The sequence below is a fragment of the Mesorhizobium sp. XAP4 genome (genome assembly GCF_029269325.1).
GTDB classification, from domain to species: Bacteria; Pseudomonadota; Alphaproteobacteria; order Rhizobiales; family Rhizobiaceae; genus Mesorhizobium; species Mesorhizobium ciceri.
The window spans coordinates 610,987-629,485 of sequence record NZ_JARIXW010000004.1 but is presented as its reverse complement, the minus strand read 5'-3'; the positions used below and the strand labels follow the sequence as shown (position 1 = coordinate 629,485).

The 18,499-nt window shown below is 63.3% G+C and carries 12 protein-coding genes, 1 tRNA gene and 1 pseudogene; 8 read left to right on the top strand and 6 right to left on the bottom strand.

The window, feature by feature from the left end; genetic code table 11:
• The first annotated feature begins 133 nt into the window (after nt 1–133).
• The 3 genes from P3C39_RS20485 to P3C39_RS20475 are packed head-to-tail and all read left to right on the top strand — an operon-like array spanning nt 134 to nt 3,643.
• Nucleotides 134–1,351 carry an ROK family transcriptional regulator gene (locus tag P3C39_RS20485; protein WP_024502254.1) on the top strand — a complete coding sequence of 406 codons (1,218 nt, stop codon included), beginning with the start codon at nt 134–136 and terminating at the stop codon, nt 1,349–1,351.
• A 37-nt stretch (nt 1,352–1,388) separates the two neighbouring features.
• On the top strand, nt 1,389–2,375 hold the full coding sequence (locus tag P3C39_RS20480; protein ID WP_275953964.1) for a sugar kinase: 987 nt from the start codon (nt 1,389–1,391) through the stop codon (nt 2,373–2,375).
• A complete protein-coding gene (locus P3C39_RS20475; protein ID WP_275953965.1) occupies nt 2,375–3,643 on the top strand; it encodes a D-tagatose-bisphosphate aldolase, class II, non-catalytic subunit in 1,269 nt (422 codons plus the stop codon). Before P3C39_RS20480 ends, P3C39_RS20475 begins: the two co-directional genes overlap by 1 nt.
• Nucleotides 3,644–3,699: 56 nt before the next feature.
• Here P3C39_RS20475 and P3C39_RS20470 read toward each other — a convergent pair whose 3' ends face one another.
• On the bottom strand, nt 3,700–5,046 hold the full coding sequence (locus tag P3C39_RS20470; protein ID WP_275953966.1) for an FAD-binding oxidoreductase: 1,347 nt from the start codon (nt 5,044–5,046) through the stop codon (nt 3,700–3,702).
• A gap of 282 nt (nt 5,047–5,328) precedes the next feature.
• On the opposite strand from P3C39_RS20470, the pseudogene P3C39_RS20465 reads away from it, so the two are divergent.
• The 3 genes and pseudogenes from P3C39_RS20465 to lhgO form a co-directional block, all read left to right on the top strand.
• A pseudogene (locus tag P3C39_RS20465) lies at nt 5,329–5,427 on the top strand (ABC transporter ATP-binding protein); the annotation flags it as partial.
• Nucleotides 5,428–5,457: 30 nt separating this feature from the next.
• Nucleotides 5,458–5,721: a hypothetical protein gene (locus tag P3C39_RS20460; RefSeq protein ID WP_245268645.1), complete on the top strand. Its 264-nt coding sequence runs from the start codon at nt 5,458–5,460 to the stop codon at nt 5,719–5,721.
• A gap of 26 nt (nt 5,722–5,747) precedes the next feature.
• Nucleotides 5,748–6,938 carry an L-2-hydroxyglutarate oxidase gene (lhgO, locus tag P3C39_RS20455; RefSeq protein WP_275954202.1) on the top strand — a complete coding sequence of 397 codons (1,191 nt, stop codon included), beginning with the start codon at nt 5,748–5,750 and terminating at the stop codon, nt 6,936–6,938.
• Nucleotides 6,939–7,351: 413 nt separating this feature from the next.
• Here lhgO and P3C39_RS20450 read toward each other — a convergent pair.
• A tRNA-His gene (locus P3C39_RS20450) sits at nt 7,352–7,428 on the bottom strand.
• A 369-nt stretch (nt 7,429–7,797) separates the two neighbouring features.
• The gene (locus tag P3C39_RS20445) at nt 7,798–8,256 is read right to left on the bottom strand and encodes a phasin (RefSeq protein ID WP_275953967.1); all 459 of its coding nucleotides are present in this window, start codon (nt 8,254–8,256) and stop codon (nt 7,798–7,800) included.
• A gap of 248 nt (nt 8,257–8,504) precedes the next feature.
• Here P3C39_RS20445 and P3C39_RS20440 point away from each other — a divergent pair, with 248 nt between their 5' ends.
• Nucleotides 8,505–12,287, top strand: coding sequence for a PAS domain S-box protein (locus P3C39_RS20440; protein ID WP_275954203.1), 3,783 nt, complete (start codon nt 8,505–8,507; stop codon nt 12,285–12,287).
• A 325-nt stretch (nt 12,288–12,612) separates the two neighbouring features.
• Here P3C39_RS20440 and P3C39_RS20435 read toward each other — a convergent pair whose 3' ends face one another.
• Nucleotides 12,613–14,571 carry an acetoacetate--CoA ligase gene (locus P3C39_RS20435; RefSeq protein ID WP_275953968.1) on the bottom strand — a complete coding sequence of 653 codons (1,959 nt, stop codon included), beginning with the start codon at nt 14,569–14,571 and terminating at the stop codon, nt 12,613–12,615.
• 253 nt (nt 14,572–14,824) lie between these two features.
• Between P3C39_RS20435 and P3C39_RS20430 the strand changes: the two genes are divergently transcribed.
• A complete protein-coding gene (locus P3C39_RS20430) occupies nt 14,825–16,678 on the top strand; it encodes an AsmA family protein (RefSeq protein WP_275953969.1) in 1,854 nt (617 codons plus the stop codon).
• 23 nt (nt 16,679–16,701) lie between these two features.
• On the opposite strand, the gene P3C39_RS20425 is transcribed toward P3C39_RS20430, so the two are convergent.
• Both P3C39_RS20425 and P3C39_RS20420 read right to left on the bottom strand, forming a co-directional pair.
• Nucleotides 16,702–17,520, bottom strand: coding sequence for an ABC transporter permease subunit (locus P3C39_RS20425; RefSeq protein WP_275953970.1), 819 nt, complete (start codon nt 17,518–17,520; stop codon nt 16,702–16,704).
• Nucleotides 17,521–17,524: 4 nt separating this feature from the next.
• Complete coding sequence (locus tag P3C39_RS20420) at nt 17,525–18,499, bottom strand: ABC transporter permease subunit (protein ID WP_063170075.1); 975 nt, start codon at nt 18,497–18,499, stop codon at nt 17,525–17,527.

Sequence of the window (18,499 nt, the reverse complement as noted above, 5' to 3'; positions counted from 1 at the left end):
CCTTCGCGTCCGGCGCAGCGGGAATTGCTTGCTTCCGACATTAGGCGGTTCATTCTTTTGAGGACTTTGCGTTGCCGGAGGAAAAACAAGCTCGGGTGAAGTATAGGCTGGGAACGAACATGCGGAGTCCGCCATGAACCATGTAACCTTCGCCAGCAGCTCGCCTCGCAGGATCCGCCAGAGCAATTCGGTAGCGACGCTGAACGCGCTCCACCGCTTCGGCCCTTTGAGCCGGGCCGATCTCGCCAGGCATATGGGGGTCAACCGCTCGTCCGCCGGCAATATCGTCCTGGAGTTGGTCGAGGCCGGACTCGTTCGCGAAGTAGCGGAGAACGACGTCGCGAATCCGGCGGGCCAGCCCAGGGCCGGAAGACCGGGTATCCTCGTGGAAATCGTGCCTGAAGCCGTTTTCTTCGCCGGCATAGAGATCGGTGTCGAACATATGACATGCGTCGAGATCGATCTCGCGGGCAAGATCGTTCGCAGCGCCATGACGCGCTTCGAAGGACATGACAGCGATCCGGAGGCCGCGGTCCACATGGCGATCGAACAGGTGTTTCTCGAGATGCGGAAGGATAGCCTGGCGCGATGTCAGGGCATCGGCATCGCGGTGCCCGGACAAATGAACCAGGACGGTTTCATCCACGTCGCACCGATCCTGGGGTGGCGCAATGTCGATCTCACAGGCCTTGCCCGCAGCCTTCTTCCGGCCGAGATCCCGGTATCCGCGGAAAATGACGGCAACGCATTCGGCATCGGCATCACATACAGCCAGCCGGAAGCGGCGAGCGGCGTCACCTTCTTCATGGTCATCGAGAACGGTGTCGGTGGCGGAATTGTGATCGACGGCAAGTTGTTCCGCGGCGGCAATGGCCTGGCCGGAGAAGTCGGCCACCTCAAGACACGGAACCCGACATACCGGAATCTGGAGCAGGCCTTCGGGCGCGACCGCATCCTGTCATCCTATCGCCAGTACAGGCCGGACGCCGACTTGGACTTGTTCCTGCGTGACGTCCGCGATCGTGTTCCTCAAGCGGTGCAGCTCGCCGAAGAATGGGCTGTCTTGTTCGCATTTGCAGTCGTGCAGATCTCCCGGCTGATCGACCCGAACCGCATCGTGCTGGGCGGGTCCGTCGCGGAATTGTATCCATTGGTCGCCGCACGGGTCGACGCGCATATCCGCGAGCTCCAGGCCGCGACCTTTCCTATCCCCGAGATCGTTTTCAACGAGAGCGCCATCTATGGAGCTGCCTTCGGAGCCGCTTGCATGATGCATCAGCGCTTCATGTCGCTCGACAACCAGATGCTCAACAAGGACGCGGTTTCCGGTCCAGACGCCTCGGCGTCGTGAAACCGCAAACGACACCACACCCAGGATTGGACGCTTGATGAACGACCTCCCCCAAACGCTTGCACCGGACTCGCTCGGGCCAACCGTGACGATTGGAGAAATCCTGGTAGAGATCGTCGCGAGGCAGACAGGCACCGGTTTCCGGGAACCGATCGACCTCATTGGTCCCTTTCCGAGCGGCGCGCCCGCCATCTTCATCGATCAATGCGCGCGTATGGGCGGGGCGGCCGCGATGGTGGGCGTGGTGGGCGACGACGATTTCGGCGCGGTCAACATGGAGCGCCTGAAGCGAGACGGCGTAGACACTTCCGCCATCGCTGTTTCCGCGGATTATCCGACGGGCAGCGCCTTTGTCCGCTACCGCACGGACGGAAGCCGCGATTTCGTCTACAACATCGCCAAATCCGCCGCCGCTCGACTGGAATGGACCCCGCAGGTCGAGGCGCTGATCGCGCGTTGCGGGCATATCCACGTCATGGGAACGGTGTTCGCAAGCCCCGCGGCCTGGGCGATCACCGAACGCGCGATCCCGCTGATCAAGGCACGCGGCGGCACCATGTCGCTCGATCCGAACCTGCGCAAGGAATTGCTGGCGCACGGCCAGACCGAGGAGAAATTCGCGAGCCTGGTGGACGAAGCGGACCTGCTGCTGCCGTCGGGCAATGAATTGTTCCTGGCCGCCGGCATGGATGGCGAGGAACGCGCAATCGAGGCGCTGTTCAAACGAGGGGTCAAGGAGATCGCCGTGAAGCGTGGCGAACATGGCGCGTCAGCCCGTCAAAGCACGGGCGCCAGTGCCGATTGTCCCGGCCTCATCGTCGAGGAAACGGACCCCACCGGCGCCGGCGACTGTTTCGGCGGAGCCTATGTCGCATGCCGGCGGTTGGGGATGCCGCTGCGGACTTCGCTCGAATTCGCCAATGCGGCAGGGGCGCGCAACGTCACACGCCTCGGCCCCATGGAGGGAGCCGGCACGCGGGCCGAACTGGAAGATTTCATGGCAAGAACGGCGAGAAGAAGCTGATGCGTGTGGCGATCGAAGATGTGCCGGGCCTGCACAGGGAAGGAAAGAAAATCGGGGTGACCTCGGTGTGCTCGGCGCACCCCCTGGTGCTGAAAGCCGCACTGCGGCACGGCCGGGACACGGGCACCACCGTCCTGATCGAAGCGACGTGCAATCAGGTCAATCATCTGGGCGGCTATACGGGCATGACGCCGTCCGATTTCGCGGCGATGGTGAAAGCGCTCGCGGCAGTCGAGCAGTGCCCGACAGAGCTGATCGTGCTTGGCGGGGATCATCTCGGTCCCAATCCCTGGAAAGACCGGCCCGCCGAGGAGGCGATGGCGCAGGCCGGGACAATGGTCGATGCTTATGTCCGCGCCGGCTTCCGCAAGATCCACCTCGATGCGTCGATGGGCTGCGCGGGTGAACCGGCGGCGCTAGACGACCATACGGTGGCCGAGCGCGCAGCCAGAATGGCGGGCGTCGCGGAACAGGCGGCCGCGCAGAGCGGCGGGGCAAGCCCGGTCTACATCATCGGGACGGAGGTGCCGCCTCCCGGTGGCGCCGATCACGCTTTGGATGCGATCACCCCGACCAGTCCGGAGGCGGCTCGCCAGACACATGCCATTCACGCCAAAGCATTCCAGGCCGCCGGGCTTGAAAGCGCGTTTTCCCGCGTCATCGGGCTTGTCGTGCAGCCGGGCGTGGAGTTCGGCAACCAGAATGTGATTTTTTACGATCGGACCAAGGCCAGCGATCTGGCGGCAACTCTGAACACATTGCCGTCGCTCATTTTCGAAGCCCATTCGACGGACTACCAGGGTGAGAGGCCGCTGCGTGAACTCGTCGAGGATGGCTTCGCCATCCTCAAGGTCGGCCCCGAGCTGACCTTCAAACTGCGCGAGGCGCTGTACGCGCTCGACCTGATCGCTTCCGATCTGGTGCCTTTCTATGGCCAGCGGCCGCTTTACCACGCCATGGAAGAGCTGATGCAAGCCGTGCCCAAGAACTGGGCAAGCCACTATCATGGCAGCGATGCCGACAAGCGGACGCTGCGCCACTACTCCTATTCCGATCGCATCCGATATTATTGGGCGACCCCGCAAGCCCGTGCCGCCTGCGACCGGCTCTTCGACGCGTTGAAGGGCCGCAAGGTGCCGGTGACGCTGTTTCTCCAGCACCTGCCTTCGGCGCTCGCTTGGGCCGCCCGCGGCTGCGACGTCGAGGAGATCGCGATCGATCACGTCCAGCGAAGCATCGAGATCTACGCCCGGGCATGCGGCACCTGAGCCCTCGTCCGGTTCTTCAAGCCCAGAGCGGATGGGCTGGCGGGCGGCAGAAATACTTACAGCGATGGTCCCAATCGGATCGGGCTGCCGTCGCTGAAACGGGATTGACGGAACCTGTGGAGATTGTGCCCGGTCTCGTTGCCCTGGATCAAATCGGACAGAATGCGGCCCATTCCCGGTCCTATGCCGAAGCCGTGGCCGCTCATCCCGGTCGCGACAACGAGGCCTGGGAACGCAGCGGCGCGATCGACGATGGGCACGACATCAGGCATCGCATCGATCATGCCCGCCCAGCTCGCCTTGAGCGGTACGGTCGTGAACTGAGGGAAAAGCTCCCTGAACCCGCCGTCGATGGCGCGGAGCGCCGACGTCTCGGGAGCCGGATTGAGGACGCGCATCCGTTCGAAAGGGCTTTCTTCATCCGCGTTCCATCTGCGCGGGGTCGACCAGCCGTCCGGGTAGCCTCGCGGCGCGGCCGGCAGGTAGCGTGTGCCGAACGGATTGGCCATCAGGGCGCTGACATATTTGCCTGCATGGCGAAATGCGTCCGGCCCTATGTAGAGTTGGCTGCTGCCTCCCGATGCGAGCGTGTACCCGCCATCCTGCCTGCGCCGGAAAGCGATGCGTTCGTCCGCGGCGGCACCGGCGTGGATTTCCGCCATCGGCGCTGTCGCAGCGACGGTCGCCCTGACGCTGAGCTGCGGAATCGAGATGCCGTGGGCGCGCAGGAACAGCGACGTCCAGGCGCCGCTGGCGACGAGGACGCTCGAGGCCGCGATGAGCCCTTTCTCGGTCCAGACGCCACTGATGCGTCCCGCGGAGATGTCGAGCATACGTGCCGCGCAATTCTCGATGATCGTCACACCTTCGCGGGCCGCCAGGCGAGCAAGCGCGGGCACCGCGACCCAAGGTTCCGCCCGCATGTCCGATGGGGTGATCATTGCGCCTTTGAACGGTCGCGACATGGCGGGGATCAGGCTTGCCAACTCACCTTGGTCGAGGAGACGCGTGTCGACGCCATGAGCCTGGGCAATCTCGAGAAACTTCGCGAAACCGGCCATCTCCTTGTCTGTCCGCGCAAGATAGGTAACGCCCGTCTGCTTCAGTCCTATGTCCTCGCCACATTCCTGTGCCAGTTGCCGCCAGAGGCGCTGCGCTTCGATGACGATCGGCAGTTCGTCGGCATCGCGGCCCTGCTGCCGGATCCAGCCCCAGTTGCGCGAGGATTGCTCGGCGGCGATGCGTCCCTTTTCCAGCAGCGTCACCGAGACGTTCCGCCGCGCCAGGAACAGTGCCGTGGTCACGCCAATGACCCCGCCGCCGATGATCACGACGTCCGAGGTCCTCGGCAGGGGCTGCTGGACCTGGATCGGGGTGGCTTCGGTGAAGGGGAAGATTGTCAAAGAGCACTATCCTTTGCTATTCCGCAGCGGCGTCCGGTCTACGCACTTGATATCGGGGCAGCGATATCTGGCCGCCGTGAGATGTCGATACCACGCGAGGAGATTGATCGTCAGCTGCTGCTTGCCGGGAACGACGAGGCCAGATCGCGGCGCCGGAAAAGCTATGCCGGAAGGGCCTGGCACTGGTGCCGGAAGGCCGCAGTATCTTCCGGACACTGACGGTGCGGGAAAACCTGCTGCTCGGCGGCATGATCCGCAAGGACAAGGCCGAAGCGGCCGCCGATCTGGGAACGGGTTCTGGAAATCTTTCCGATCCTCAGGACCCGCTACCGCGGCGTTGCCGGCCACCTTTCCGGCGGCGAGCAGCAGCAGCTTGCTATCGCCCGCGCCATCCTGCAGCGCCCGTCGCTGATGATGATCGATGAACCGTCGCTTGGCCTTGCGCCGCTGGTGATCGACCAGGTCTACGAAAGCCTCCGCCAGCTTAACGCCAGCGGGCTGACCCTGCTCGTCGTCGAACGGTCCACCGCTCGCATTCTCGACCTCGCTTCCCGCGTCTACGTGCCGCGCAACGGCCATAACGCGCTGGAGGGTTCGGCAAGCGAGCTTGCCGACGGGCATGCGCTGGAAAAGGCCTATTTCGGCTATGGCGATCGTCAGACGGCGCACGCATAATCGGGCAGGCAAGGGCTACAACAATGATTTTCGACTACTGCGTCATCGGCGGCGGCATCGTCGGCCTGGCGACGGCCATGCGGCTGCTGGAAACATATCCCGGCTGCAGCCTGATCCTGTTGGAGAAGGAGGAGGCTCTCGGCAAGCACCAGACCGGCCACAACAGTGGTGTCATCCATGCCGGCATCTACTATCCGCCAGGCAGCCTGAAGGCCGAGCTCTGCCGCAAGGGCGCGGATGCCACCAAGGCCTTCTGCCAGGAGAACGGCATCCGCTTCGATGTCTGCGGCAAACTGCTCGTCGCCACCTCCGCACTCGAAATGCAGCGCATGGAGGCGCTCCACGAACGCTCGAAGCAGAACACGATCGAAGTCCGGCGCGTCAGCGAGGGTGAATTGAAGGAGCGGGAACCGAACATCCGCGGTCTCGGCGCGCTTTTCGTGGCCTCGACCGGCATCGTCAGCTATGCCGATGTCTGCCAAGCCATGGGGCGGCGCATCAGGGCGCTTGGCGGCGAGATCCGCCTGTCGACGCGCGTCACCGGCATTCGCGAAGCCATCGATTCCGTCGATATCGCGTCGGCCGGCGAAAACTGGCCGGCGAAAAAACTGGTGGTCTGCGGCGGTCTCCAATCGGACCGGCTGGCCGTGCTCGCCGGGCTTTCGATCGAGCATCGCATCGTTCCCTTCCGCGGCGAATACTATCGCCTTCCCGCATCGAAGAACGACATTGTCCGCCATCTGATCTATCCCGTCCCGGATCCAGCCCTGCCCTTCCTTGGCGTGCACCTGACGCGGATGATCGACGGCAGCGTCACGGTCGGGCCGAATGCCGTTATCGGTTTTGCCCGCGAAGGCTATCCACGGCTTTCGTTCAACGTTTCGGACATGGCCGACTACGCGCTGTTTCCCGGCTTCTGGAAAACCGTGTTCGCCAACCGCGGATCTGCGGTAACGGAACTCCGCAACTCGCTCTGGAAGCCAGGCTATCTGGAGGAGTGCCGGAAATACTGTCCGAGCCTCGAGCTCGCCGACCTGCTCCCGCACGAAGCAGGCATCCGCGCGCAAGCCGTGCGCAAGGACGGTGCCCTCATCCATGATTTCCTGTTCGCACAAACGGACCGCATGCTGCACGTCTGCAACGCGCCTTCCCCCGCCGCCACCTCGGCGATCCCGATTGCAGAGATGATTCGAGATCGCCTCATACAGGGCTGCTGAAAATGAGGCGGTACGCACTGGAGCCCAACTGAACGCTGGAGTATCCGTCTTGGCCAAGAAGGGAATTAGGGCACCGGCCGCGGCCAACGCAGCTTTTGCGTCGGAACCAGATCGGCGCACCACCAGGCCCGCAATCCCGCTCCCGGCGAAAGGGTAGCAACTTGGCCTGCGGTTTCCGCAAGCAAAGGTTCCGTGTGGACGACGGCTTTTTTGGCTGCGCAAAGATCTCAGGCGAAACGACGGCTGACGTCATTGGCAGGGTTCGCTCCGGGCTAACCGCCATTTTGTTGACCGTCATAGCTGGACGGCCTCCCTATGGCACCAGAATGGTACACGTCCATAGGACGCACCGACACCCAAGCCAGCCTAGCTAACCAGAAGCCTTTAAGTCTTTGAAATTATGTCGCTATTTATGGTACCGTTGGCTGGGATCGAACCAGCGACCTCCGGATCCACAATCCGGCGCTCTAACCATCTGAGCTACAACGGCACGTTGCCTGAGCGGATCGAAACAGAAACTCATCCGCCGCTCTGTCGTTCGGCGATGCGTCCTTACGGGCTTATGGATTCTAATTCAAGGCTTTTGGAAAGCAAAGGTCACTTCCCCACATCGGCGCGGCATTCGCCCAGCAAGAAGGCGCAGGCAAGGACCAGGCGACGGACAAAGAAAAAGGCCGGCGGGAGGAGGTGCCGGCCTTTTCCTGTTACGAGCCAGCGGGAGGAGGTGCTGGCTGGTCACCCCGGGGAGCAGAGGGAGGAGGTTCCACTCACCGGGTATTCCTTGATGGCTGCCATCATACACCTGATCGTTTTTAAGAAAATGCGACCTTTTGTTGCATCTTCAGATCATGCGCAAATGTTAGGCAACCTTGATTTCCTTCAACGCCTTCTCGAAGGCGGTCTTGATCGGCTTGGAGACGTCCTCGGCGGCCTTGGAGGCAACGGCCTGGAAGTCCTTGGCCTGCTCGACGGTCGATTCGACGCGCTTGCGCAGGAAGGCGGTCTGCAGCTCGACGACTTCCGACAGCGACTTGGCGCCGATCAGGGCTTCGAGGTGGGAAAAACCGGCCTCGGCATTGGCACGCAAAGCGGAGATGGTCTTGAGCGACAGGTCGTTGGAAACGGTCTTGGCGGTCTCGTAGGTCGACTCCAGAGCCTTCTGGGTCTCCTCGGCGCCGGTCTTCAGCTTGGCATAAGCCTCTTTCGACTGCTCAACGCCCTTTTCGGCGAAAGCGCGAATCTGGTCAGTCGCCTTGGAAGCGTCGAAGCTCGGGAATTCAACGTTTTCGATCGTCTCGGCGGTCTTGGTCCTGGACATTTTCCATCCTTTTCAGCGGCAGCGGCTTTGACAGAAAGCCGTCTCGTTCATGTATGATGGCAATATAAAGGCAAATTTTGTGCATTGCAATATCTTTGTTGCAGTGCACCATAAATTTCTTTTGGGCCGTTAACCAAGAGCCCAGATTCCAGCCTTTGCACGTTCTGGCTTGTGGACCTTCGCGCCTCCGGCTTTTATTAACAAAGCGTTAACTGCAAAATCGCCGCTCCGTGAGGTCCGCCAAGCGCATGCCGTCCGAATATTCCTTCCTCGATGTCGCCGTGCTCGACGCGGTCCGCCAGCGCTTTGCCGCAGGCGACGCGATCGCGATCCTGTCGGCGGATCTGGAGCAGGTGATCTGGGCCAATGGGCCAGGAGCCGCGATGTTCGGTTATCCCGACATCGAGGCGATCATAGGCGCCTCGGCGCAGTTGCCCGTGATCGCCAGGCGCCAGATCATGGCGACCAGCGGATTTCCCGAGATTGGCAGCGACCGCGCCATCATGGTGCGGCTGGCGACCGGCATGACCAGCCGCGCCGTCGGCTTCCTGGCCAGTGCGGTGACCATGCCGGACGCCGAGAAGGCGATCATGCTGGCAGTGCCGGCGGCTCAGACAGGGTCACGCAGTGCCGGCGAAATCGCCGCGCGCGCCATTAGCGGCTTCACCGAGGATGGTCATTTCATCGCCTTTGTCGATGCCAGGGGCAACGTCGAGGCGGCCTCGGAAGGATTTTCGGCACTGGGCATCCTGCCGGAGACGCTGGCAGCACTGGTTGCCGACGTCGCAGCCGAGAGCGACCGCATCGTCAAGCGCCTTGTCCCGGGCGGCACGGCCTCCTACCCGGCGGGGCTGGCAAGATTGACCGAGGAGCGGCATCTGCTGGTGGTGATCGACGAGGACCAGCTCGACGACACAGCCCCTGCGGGCGAACACCTCACGCAAACCATTGCCGAGGCGGCACCAGCTGGCGATGCGGCTTCGCAGCCGGAACAGGGTGGCGAGACGCCGACCGAGGAACCAGGCGCCGCACTGCCGACCGAGGACGTCGCCGCATCGCAGCCGCATGCGATCACCGACGCGATCGGGCAGCCGCCGACGGCTGCCAACAGCGATCAGGCGGCAGCAGAGCCCACACCGGCGCAACACGACCATTGGTACTTCAACGCCGGCGAGGACGGAGGGGAACAGGCGCCGCGACCAACTGCGTCCGGACCTGAAGCGCCTCAAGAGCCGGCGGCCCTGGAAGTCCAGTCCACCTCCGCGGCCACGCCGACGACCGTCTCGGCGATAGACCGCGCAGCGGCGCCGGTGCGCTTCGTCTGGCGCACGGATGCCGAAGGCAAGTTCAGCGCGCTGTCGCCGGAATTCGCCGACATCGTCGGCAAGCCGGCGGCCGACGTGATTGGCCGACGCTTCAGGGATGTCGCCGCCACATTCGGCCTCGACCCCTCGGGCGAGATATCGGGGCTCCTCGAACGGCGCGATACCTGGTCCGGACGCTCCGTGCTGTGGCCGGTCGTCGGCACCGATCTGAAGATACCCGTCGACCTGGCGGCGCTGCCTGTCTATGGGCGCAGCCGCGCCTTCGAGGGTTTCCGCGGCTTCGGCGTCGCCCGCGCCAGCGACGCGGTCGTCGATCCGGAGGCCATCGGCATGGCGCTGGTGCCCAATGGCCGGGCGCCGGCAACGCCGGAACCGCAAGTCATCCAACCCGCGCCCGAACAGCCGAACGCTGAGGAGCCCAGGGCCGAGGACGCTCAGGCATCGGATCCGTTCAAGGGCGAGGTGCCGGCGCTGACCATCGTGCCGAAACAGGAGCGGCGCTTTGCCGACAAGGTGATCCGGCTCGCCGAACATCGCCAGCCAGCCAACGACAAGGGCCTCTCGACCCTGGAACGCAGCGCCTTCCGCGAAATCGGCGAGCGGCTGAAGAAGGAGAGTGCTCCGGTCGAGCCACCAGAGACCGAGACTACGGAGACGTCGGCAGCGGAGACCGAGGCTCCGGTCAAGGCGTCCGACGACCCGATGCGCGCCGGCGGCATCCCTGCGTCAGGGCCAGAGAACGAACCGGTCGAGCCATCCGAGACCGATGTCGATGCCGAAGACGAGCAGGATCTGGCACGGCTTGACGGTCACCCGGACGAAGCGGCTCGTGAAGCCCCCCCTGGGATGAATGTGACGGGCTCGTTGCTGGACTATGCCGGCCAAGATGACGAACGTGGCCCCGTGGCGGCGGAACCAGAAAACACCGCTGCGGTTTCGCCCGGCGAAGAGCCTGAAGCCACTGACGCGACACATGACGTCCTCGATGACGACAGCATGACGTCAGCAGATTTTCGCGATGCCGAAGACAGCGAGGATTGGGCGCAGCCCGACGAGGAAGCCGCATCGCCTGACGAGCAGGCGGTTGCCGAGCAAGCCGTCAATGCAGGCGACGCTGCGGAAATACGCGTCGAGCGCCCTCGCCTGCAGGTTCCGCCGCTCAAGGCCGAAGGGTTCGTGCCGTCGGCGTTTTCCGCGGGAGATGAACACAAGGCCCCGGACACGTCGCTGCTCGGTAAGCTGCCCGTGCCGCTGCTCATCCATTCCGGAGACCAGTTGCACTATGCGAACGAGGAATTCCTCAGCCTGACCGGCTACGAGGCGCTCGACGATCTGGCGGATGCCGGCGGCCTCGGCGCGTTGTTTGCCGACCCCTATGCCGACGACGGCGTTTCCGACGGCACCGATCGCGCGCTGCGGTTGAAGACGCGTGATGGACAGGAATTCCCGATCGAGGCCATTTTGCGCTCTGTCCCCTGGCGCGACGGCAAGGCGCTGATGCTGGTCGTGCGACGCTCCGGCGAGGATGATGCGCCGGCGAGCCTGCATGTGGTTGCCGACGAGCAGACGCAGCCGGATATTTCCGAGCTCAAGGCGCGCATCGCCGAGATGCGCACCATTATCGACACCGCCACCGACGGCGTCGTGCTGATCGGCCGTGACGGCACCATCCGATCGATCAGCCGGCCGGCCGAAGCACTGTTCGGCTTCGACAGCGACGATGTGACCGGCAAGCCGTTCGCCTCGCTGTTTGCCATCGAAAGTCAGCGCGCGGCACGCGACTATCTCAACGGACTGTCCGAGCCCGGCGTGGCGAGTGTCATGAACGACGGCCGTGAGGTGATCGGTCGCGAATCGCAAGGCCGCTTCATTCCGCTGTTCATGACCATCGGCCGGCTGCCCAACGACAGCGGCTTCTGCGCCGTCGTTCGCGATATCACGCAGTGGAAGCGGGCCGAAGAGGACTTGACGCAGGCACGTGCGGTGGCCGAGCGCGCGTCCTCGCAGAAGACCGATTTCCTCGCCCGCATCAGCCACGAGATCCGCACCCCGCTCAACGCCATCATCGGCTTTTCCGAACTGATGGTCGACGAGAAGTTCGGACCTGTCGCCAACGACCGCTACCGCGACTATCTGCGCGACATCAACCGCTCGGGCAATCATGTGCTCGACCTGGTCAACGACCTGCTCGACATCTCCAAGATCGAGGCTGGCCAGCAGGAGATGGCCTATGAGGCGGTGTCGCTCAACGACACGCTGGCCGAGACGGTGGCGATGATGCAGCCGCAGGCCAACCGCGAACGGGTCATCATCCGCTCCAGCTTCGCTTCGCGGCTGCCGGAAGTGGTGGCGGACCTGCGCAGCGTGCGCCAGATCGCGCTCAACATCCTGTCGAATGCCATCCGCTACACCCAGGCCGGCGGCCAGGTGATCGTCTCGACCGCCTATGAGACGTCGGGCGACGTCGTCATGCGGGTGCGCGACACCGGCATCGGCATGAGCCATGCCGAGATCGAGCAGGCGCTGAAGCCGTTCAAGCAGATCAACGCGCTGAAGCGCGGACGCGGCGACGGCACCGGGCTTGGACTGCCTTTGACCAAAGCGATGGTGGAAGCCAACCGTGCCCGGTTCACCATCAATTCGACCCCGGGCGAAGGCACCTTGGTCGAGGTCGCTTTTCCATCGACCCGTGTGCTCGCGGAATAGATCAGCCCTCCACGCTTCGATCCCGATAAAAAGAAAAAGGCGCCCAAAGGCGCCTTAAGAGATGGGATTGCTGTCACAACGGGGGCTTGAGCGAATTCGGATCCTCGGGGCTGAGGAACGGGATTTCTCCCTCAAGTTACCTGCGACTATCGACGCCGGACCTTAACAACTCCTTACCGGGGCGCCGGAAAATTTACGAATGTGTACCACTCATGAAATCTAGGTAAATTCTAGCGAGATATTTCGTTAACCATGCCGGAACGTCTTTTTTCATGCATGTCGTTGTCTCAAAACCGGGCCACTTTTGAGCGACATGCATTAGCAGCTACTCGGCCAATTGCGGCAGGTTCTTGAACAGCTCAAGCGCCTCTGGATTGGCGAGCGCCTCCTTGTTCTTGATGGCGCGGCCATGCACCACGTCGCGCACCGCAAGCTCGGTGATCTTGCCCGACTTGGTGCGTGGGATGTCGGTGACGGCGACGATCCTTGCCGGCACGTGACGCGGGCTCGCGCCGCTACGGATTTTTGCCCGTATGCGTTTTTCCAGATCCTCGTCGAGCTGCACGCCGGCGGCCAGGCGCACGAACAGGATGACGCGCACGTCGTTGTCGAAGTCCTGTCCGATGCACAATGCTTCCAGGATCTCAGGCATCTGCTCGACCTGATTGTAGATCTCCGCCGTGCCGATCCTCACCCCGCCCGGGTTGAGCGTGGCGTCGGAGCGGCCATGGATGATGAGGCCGCCATGCTCGGTCCATTCGGCGAAATCGCCATGACACCAGACATTGTCGAAGCGCTCGAAATAGGCCGCCCGGTACTTCTTGCCGTCGGGGTCGTTCCAGAAGCCGATCGGCATCGCCGGAAAGGCTTTTGCGCAGACCAACTCGCCCTTCTCCTGTCGGACCGGCCTGCCGTCGTCGTCCCAGACATCGACGGCCAGGCCGAGGCCGGGTCCCTGGATCTCGCCGGTCCAGACCGGCTGCGTCGGCACGCCGAGCACGAAGCAGGAGACGATGTCGGTGCCGCCGGAGACCGAGGCCAGATGTACGTCCTTCTTGATGCCGTCATAGACGAAGCGGAAATCTTCCGGCGACAGCGGCGAGCCGGTGGAGGAGATTGCCCGCACAGTGGACAGATCATGCGTGCGGATCGGCTTGAGGCCGGCCTTGCGCACGGAATCGATGAACTTGGCCGAGGTGCCGAGGAAAGTCATCTTCTCGGCATCGGCGAAATCGAACAGCGCATTGCCGTCGGGATAGAAGGGCGAGCCGTCATAGAGCAGCAGCGTGGCGCCCGAAGCGAGCCCCGACACCAGCCAGTTCCACATCATCCAGCCGCAGGTGGTGAAGTAGAAAAATCGGTCGCCGTCGGTGAGACCGGCATGCAGCCGGTGTTCCTTGACATGCTGGATCAGCGTGCCGCCGGCCGAATGGACGATGCATTTGGGAATGCCGGTCGTTCCCGACGAAAACAGGATGTAAAGCGGATGCGAAAACGGCAGCGGCTCGAAGGCGACGGGCTTGTCGGCGAAGGGCGACAGCGCCTCTTCCAGCGCTACCGCCTTGTCGATAGTCCCGGCAACATCGCTCGATGTGCCGAGATAGTCGACGACCAGGATCTTGTGGACAGTGCCGAGCTTGGCCGCGACCGCGGCGATCTTGTCGGCGACTTCGATCGCCTTGCCATTGTACCAATAGCCATCCGGCGCGATGAAGACGACGGGCTCGATCTGGCCGAACCTGTCGAGCACGCCCTGCTCGCCGAAATCGGGAGAGCAGGACGACCAGACGGCGCCGATCGAGGCGGCTGCCAGCATGGCGGCGACGGTCTCCGGCATGTTGGGCATCATGGCGGCAATGCGGTCGCCCTTCTTCACCTTGAGCGACAGGAAAAGCTGCTGCAGCCGCGAGGTCAGCGCATGCAACTCGTTCCAGGACAGCCGGCGCTCGACCTTGTCTTCGCCGCGAAACACGATTGCGTCGCCTGAGCCGGTCTTCTTCAGCAGATTCCCGGCGAAATTCAGTGTCGCATCGGGAAAGAAAGAAGCGCCGGGCATCTTGTCGCCGTCGACGAGCAGCTTGTCGCCCTTGTCGCCGACGATGCCGCAGAAATCCCAGACCAGGCTCCAGAACCCTTCACGGTCCTCGACCGACCAGGCGTGAAGCTGCGAATACGAGGAAAACGCTACGCCGGCTTTGACTCCGGCGGCCTTGGTGAAGGCGGTCAAGGGTGCTGCGTCAATCTGGTCTTGCGTCGGTGTCCAGAGCGGTTGTTCGGCAGCCATGATCGTTCCTCCACGGTCGCCATCGCTTATGCATATCGCAGCGCAGCAGAGCAAGATTTTGTTCGGCTGATGCGACCAGATGTGCGCAAATGCCATCGCCGGGCCATAAAGACTTGAAATGCCTCAGCCCTAAGTCGTAGTGACAACTTGAAGTCGTAGTGACGGCCGGAAGTCCTGGTGACGACCGGGGCCGTGGTGACGACCGGGGTTACACCCGTCGGGCGATTGTCGGAATGGAAGCATACGGGGCCATATGCCATCATCTATGATCCGGCGCGGAATATGGGCGATCGGCGCTGCCGTGATCGTCGTCGCGCTGGTCGTTGCCGCCCTGCCGCTGATTGCCTCCACCCGTATCGTGCGCGACCGCATCGCCTGGGAAATGAGTGCGTGGAGCGGCTTCCGTGTCGCCATCGACGGTTCGCCGCGTATCGAGGTCTGGCCGACATTCCGCGCCATCCTGACCGATGTGACGCTGTCACAATGGACCGACACCGAGGCGCCGCCGGTGGTCGAGGCAGAACGGGTCGAGGTCGACCTTTCCGCCATGGCGGCCTTGCGCGGCGACGTGGTGTTTTCGACGGCGCGGCTGGTGCGGCCGACGATCCGGGTCCAGCGCACGCCTGCCGGCCTTTTCCTGCCTGCTGTCCCGACCGGCGGGCGCATCACGCGCTCCATCGACACGGCGCGCGGCCTGGTCAACGCCGACCCCGCCAAACCGGACCTCGACAAGCTGCCTACCGACACCTTCGGCACGGTCGAGTTTCGTGACGGCCGCGTGGTAGCCTCCATCGGCGGCAAGGACGTCGAGATCCTGAGCAGTTTGAACGGTCAGGCAAATTGGGCGGCGATGAACAGCAATGCGACGCTGTCGGCAACCGGCATCTGGCGGGGCGAAAGCGTCGCGCTGGACGTCGCCTCGGCCAAACCGCTTGTGCTGTTTGCCGGCGGCACGGCGCCGCTGACACTGTCCTTCAAGGCGGCGCCCGCCACCTTCTCGTTCGACGGCACGGCCAGCATGTCTGAAAATACCTATTTCGACGGTCAAGCGAAGTTCTCGGCACCCTCGCTGCGGCGTGTCCTGGAATGGTCGCAGGCCGGCATCGCTCCGGGTGCGGCGATCGGCTCGGTCAGCATTTCGAGCAAGATCACCGCGACCGGCGGGCGCGTCAAGTTCGACAACACGGCGATTGCACTCGACAACAATCCGGGGATGGGTGCGCTGGACCTCTCGCTTGGTGAAGCACAACCTGTGATCTCCGGCACGCTCGCCTTCGACACGCTCGACCTCAGATCGTTTCTGTCGGCCTTCACCCCGCTGGTGCCGACCGGAGGAGCGGGGCCTGGCGAAATCGACACAAGTTTCGCCGACAAGATCAATCTCGATCTCAGGCTGTCGGCGGCGCACGCCACGGCGGGGCCGATCCAGCTCGCCGACGTCGCCGCCACCGCACAGGTCAAGGATGGTCTGTCCGTCTTCGACATCTCCGATGCCTCGGCCTTCGGCGGCAACATCCAGACCAGCCTTCGCTTCGATCGCAAGCCGGAAGGCTCGCAGGTCGAAATCCGCCTTCTGGCGTCCGACATCGACGGCGGTGCTTTCGGCACGGCGGCGGGGATGACGCGGCTGGTGCCGGTCGGCACGGGCACCGTCTCGGTGATCCTCAAGGGGCCGGGCAGAACCTGGGATTCCATCTTCGACAATGCCGACGGCTCGGTCTCGGCGACCTTCGGGCCGGGTGCGTTGAGCAAGCTCAACCTGCCGGCCTTCCTCAAACATACCGAACAGGGCGGCTTCTTCGCGCTCGACGATGTCTCCGACGGAACGTTGCCGATCGACGGTGCCGAGATCAAGGCAACCATTTCGAAGGGCGTGGCGCGAATCGACAAGGCCGAGGCCAATTCAGCGAAGTACAAGATCTGGCTGTCCGGCATCGCGTCCTACGCCGGGCGCGGACTGGCCTTGTCCGGCGGCGTCATTCAGCCGGATCAGGCGGCAACGCAGGCCAACGGCCAGCAAGGCCCCAACCAGTCGTCGTTCTTCGTCGGCGGAACCTGGAGCACGCCGTTCATTTCCCCGATCAGCCGCGGCGTTTCCGGGGAATAGGCCGCCACCGCGCCTCCTATCTTTCACCCGCGCTGCGCGGCCTGCTCGTCGAGCTGGCGCTGCACCTCACGCCGCTTGTTGGCAAGCGAGGCGATGATGACGCCGATCGCCACGACGGCGATCAGGATGGTGCAGGCGGCGTTGATTTCCGGCGTCACGCCGAGGCGAACCTGGCTGTAGATCTTCATCGGCAGCGTCGTCGCGCCCGGCCCCGAGGTGAAGCTGGCAATGACCAGATCGTCGAGCGAAAGGGTGAAAGCCAGCATCCAGCCGGAGACGATCGCCGGCATGATGACCGGCAATGTGATCCGGAAGAAGGTCTTCACCGGCGTTGCGCCAAGATCCATCGCGGCTTCTTCCAGCGAGCGGTCGAAAGTCATGAGCCGCGACTGCACGACCACGGCGACGAAGCACATGGTCAGCGTGATGTGGGCGAGCGTCACGGTGAGGAAGCCGCGGTCGAGCCCGACGGCGACGAAGAGCAGCAGCAGCGACAGGCCGGTGATGACTTCCGGCATGACCAGCGGCGCAAAGACCATGCCGGAAAACAGCACCCTGCCCTTGAAGCGCGTGTAGCGGGTCAAGGTGAGTGCCGCCAGGGTGCCCAGCACCGTCGCAACCGTGGCCGAGATCAGGCCAACACGCGCCGTCACCCAGGTCGCGTCCATGAGACCCTGGTTGTGGAACAGCGAGACGTACCATTTGGTCGAGAAACCGCCCCAGACCGTGACCAGTTTCGATTCGTTGAACGAGAAGACGATGAGCAGCACGATCGGCAGGTAGAGAAAGGCAAAGCCAAGCACGATCGAGGTGATGTTGAAGCGGCTCCAGGTGGCGTTCATGAGGTCACCTGTCCATTTCCTGAGCGCGCGCCTGAGCCCGCTGGAAGAGCATGATCGGCACGATCAGCAGCAACAGCAGGATGACGGCCACGGCCGACGATACCGGCCAGTCGCGATTGGCGAAGAACTCGTTCCACAACGTCTTGCCGATCATCAGCGTCTGCGATCCGCCGAGCAGATCGGGAATGACGAATTCGCCGACGGCCGGAATGAACACCAGCAGACAACCGGCGATGACGCCGGGCAGCGACAGCGGGAAGGTGATTTTCCAGAACGCACTGGTCGGCGGGCAACCGAGATCCTTGGCCGCCTCGATCAGCGAATAGTCCATCTTCTCGAGCGCGGAATAGAGCGGCAGCACCATGAACGGCAGGTAGGAATAGACGATGCCGATGAAAATCGCCGTATAGGTGTTGAGGATGATCAGCGGCTGGTGGATGATGCCGGTGGCGAGCAGCAGCTGATTGAGCAGCCCTTCGGGCTTGAGAATGCCGATCCAGGCGTAGACGCGGATCAGGAACGAGGTCCAGAACGGCAGGATGACCAGCATCAGCAAGGTCGGGCGGATCGTCGCCGGCGCGCGCGCCATGCCGTAGGCGATGGGGTAGCCGACGAGCAATGTCAGGACCGTCGAGACCGCGGCGATGATGACGCTGGTCACATAGGCGTTGAAGTAGAGCGCGTCCTGCGTCAGCCAGGTGTAGTTGTCGAGGCTGAGCTGTTTCAGCTGAGCCAGGAACCCTGAGATACCGCCGCTGAAATCGAGCGCCGGCGTATAGGGCGGAATGGCGATCGCCGTCTGCGACAGCGAGATCTTGAAGACGATGACGAACGGAATGAGGAAGAAGAACAGCAGCCAGACATACGGGATGATGATGACCAGTCGGCCAACGAAGGCAGCACCCAGCCTGGCAAGGATGGATCTGCCGGCATTGGATGCCGGAGAGGCTGATGCTGTGGTGACGGCGGCGCTCGACAT

What these genes read in the sequence shown, in the direction of transcription:
- P3C39_RS20485 (WP_024502254.1), top strand. Translation starts at nt 134, where the DNA reads ATGAACCATGTAACCTTCGCCAGCAGCTCGCCTCGCAGGATCCGCCAG.
- P3C39_RS20480 (WP_275953964.1), top strand. Translation starts at nt 1,389, where the DNA reads ATGAACGACCTCCCCCAAACGCTTGCACCGGACTCGCTCGGGCCAACC.
- P3C39_RS20475 (WP_275953965.1), top strand. Translation starts at nt 2,375, where the DNA reads ATGCGTGTGGCGATCGAAGATGTGCCGGGCCTGCACAGGGAAGGAAAG.
- P3C39_RS20460 (WP_245268645.1), top strand. Translation starts at nt 5,458, where the DNA reads ATGATGATCGATGAACCGTCGCTTGGCCTTGCGCCGCTGGTGATCGAC.
- P3C39_RS20445 (WP_275953967.1), bottom strand. Translation starts at nt 8,256, where the DNA reads ATGTCCAGGACCAAGACCGCCGAGACGATCGAAAACGTTGAATTCCCG.
- P3C39_RS20440 (WP_275954203.1), top strand. Translation starts at nt 8,505, where the DNA reads ATGCCGTCCGAATATTCCTTCCTCGATGTCGCCGTGCTCGACGCGGTC.
- P3C39_RS20435 (WP_275953968.1), bottom strand. Translation starts at nt 14,571, where the DNA reads ATGGCTGCCGAACAACCGCTCTGGACACCGACGCAAGACCAGATTGAC.
- P3C39_RS20430 (WP_275953969.1), top strand. Translation starts at nt 14,825, where the DNA reads ATGCCATCATCTATGATCCGGCGCGGAATATGGGCGATCGGCGCTGCC.
- P3C39_RS20425 (WP_275953970.1), bottom strand. Translation starts at nt 17,520, where the DNA reads ATGAACGCCACCTGGAGCCGCTTCAACATCACCTCGATCGTGCTTGGC.
- P3C39_RS20420 (WP_063170075.1), bottom strand. Translation starts at nt 18,499, where the DNA reads ATGTCGAGCGCCGCCGTCACCACAGCATCAGCCTCTCCGGCATCCAAT.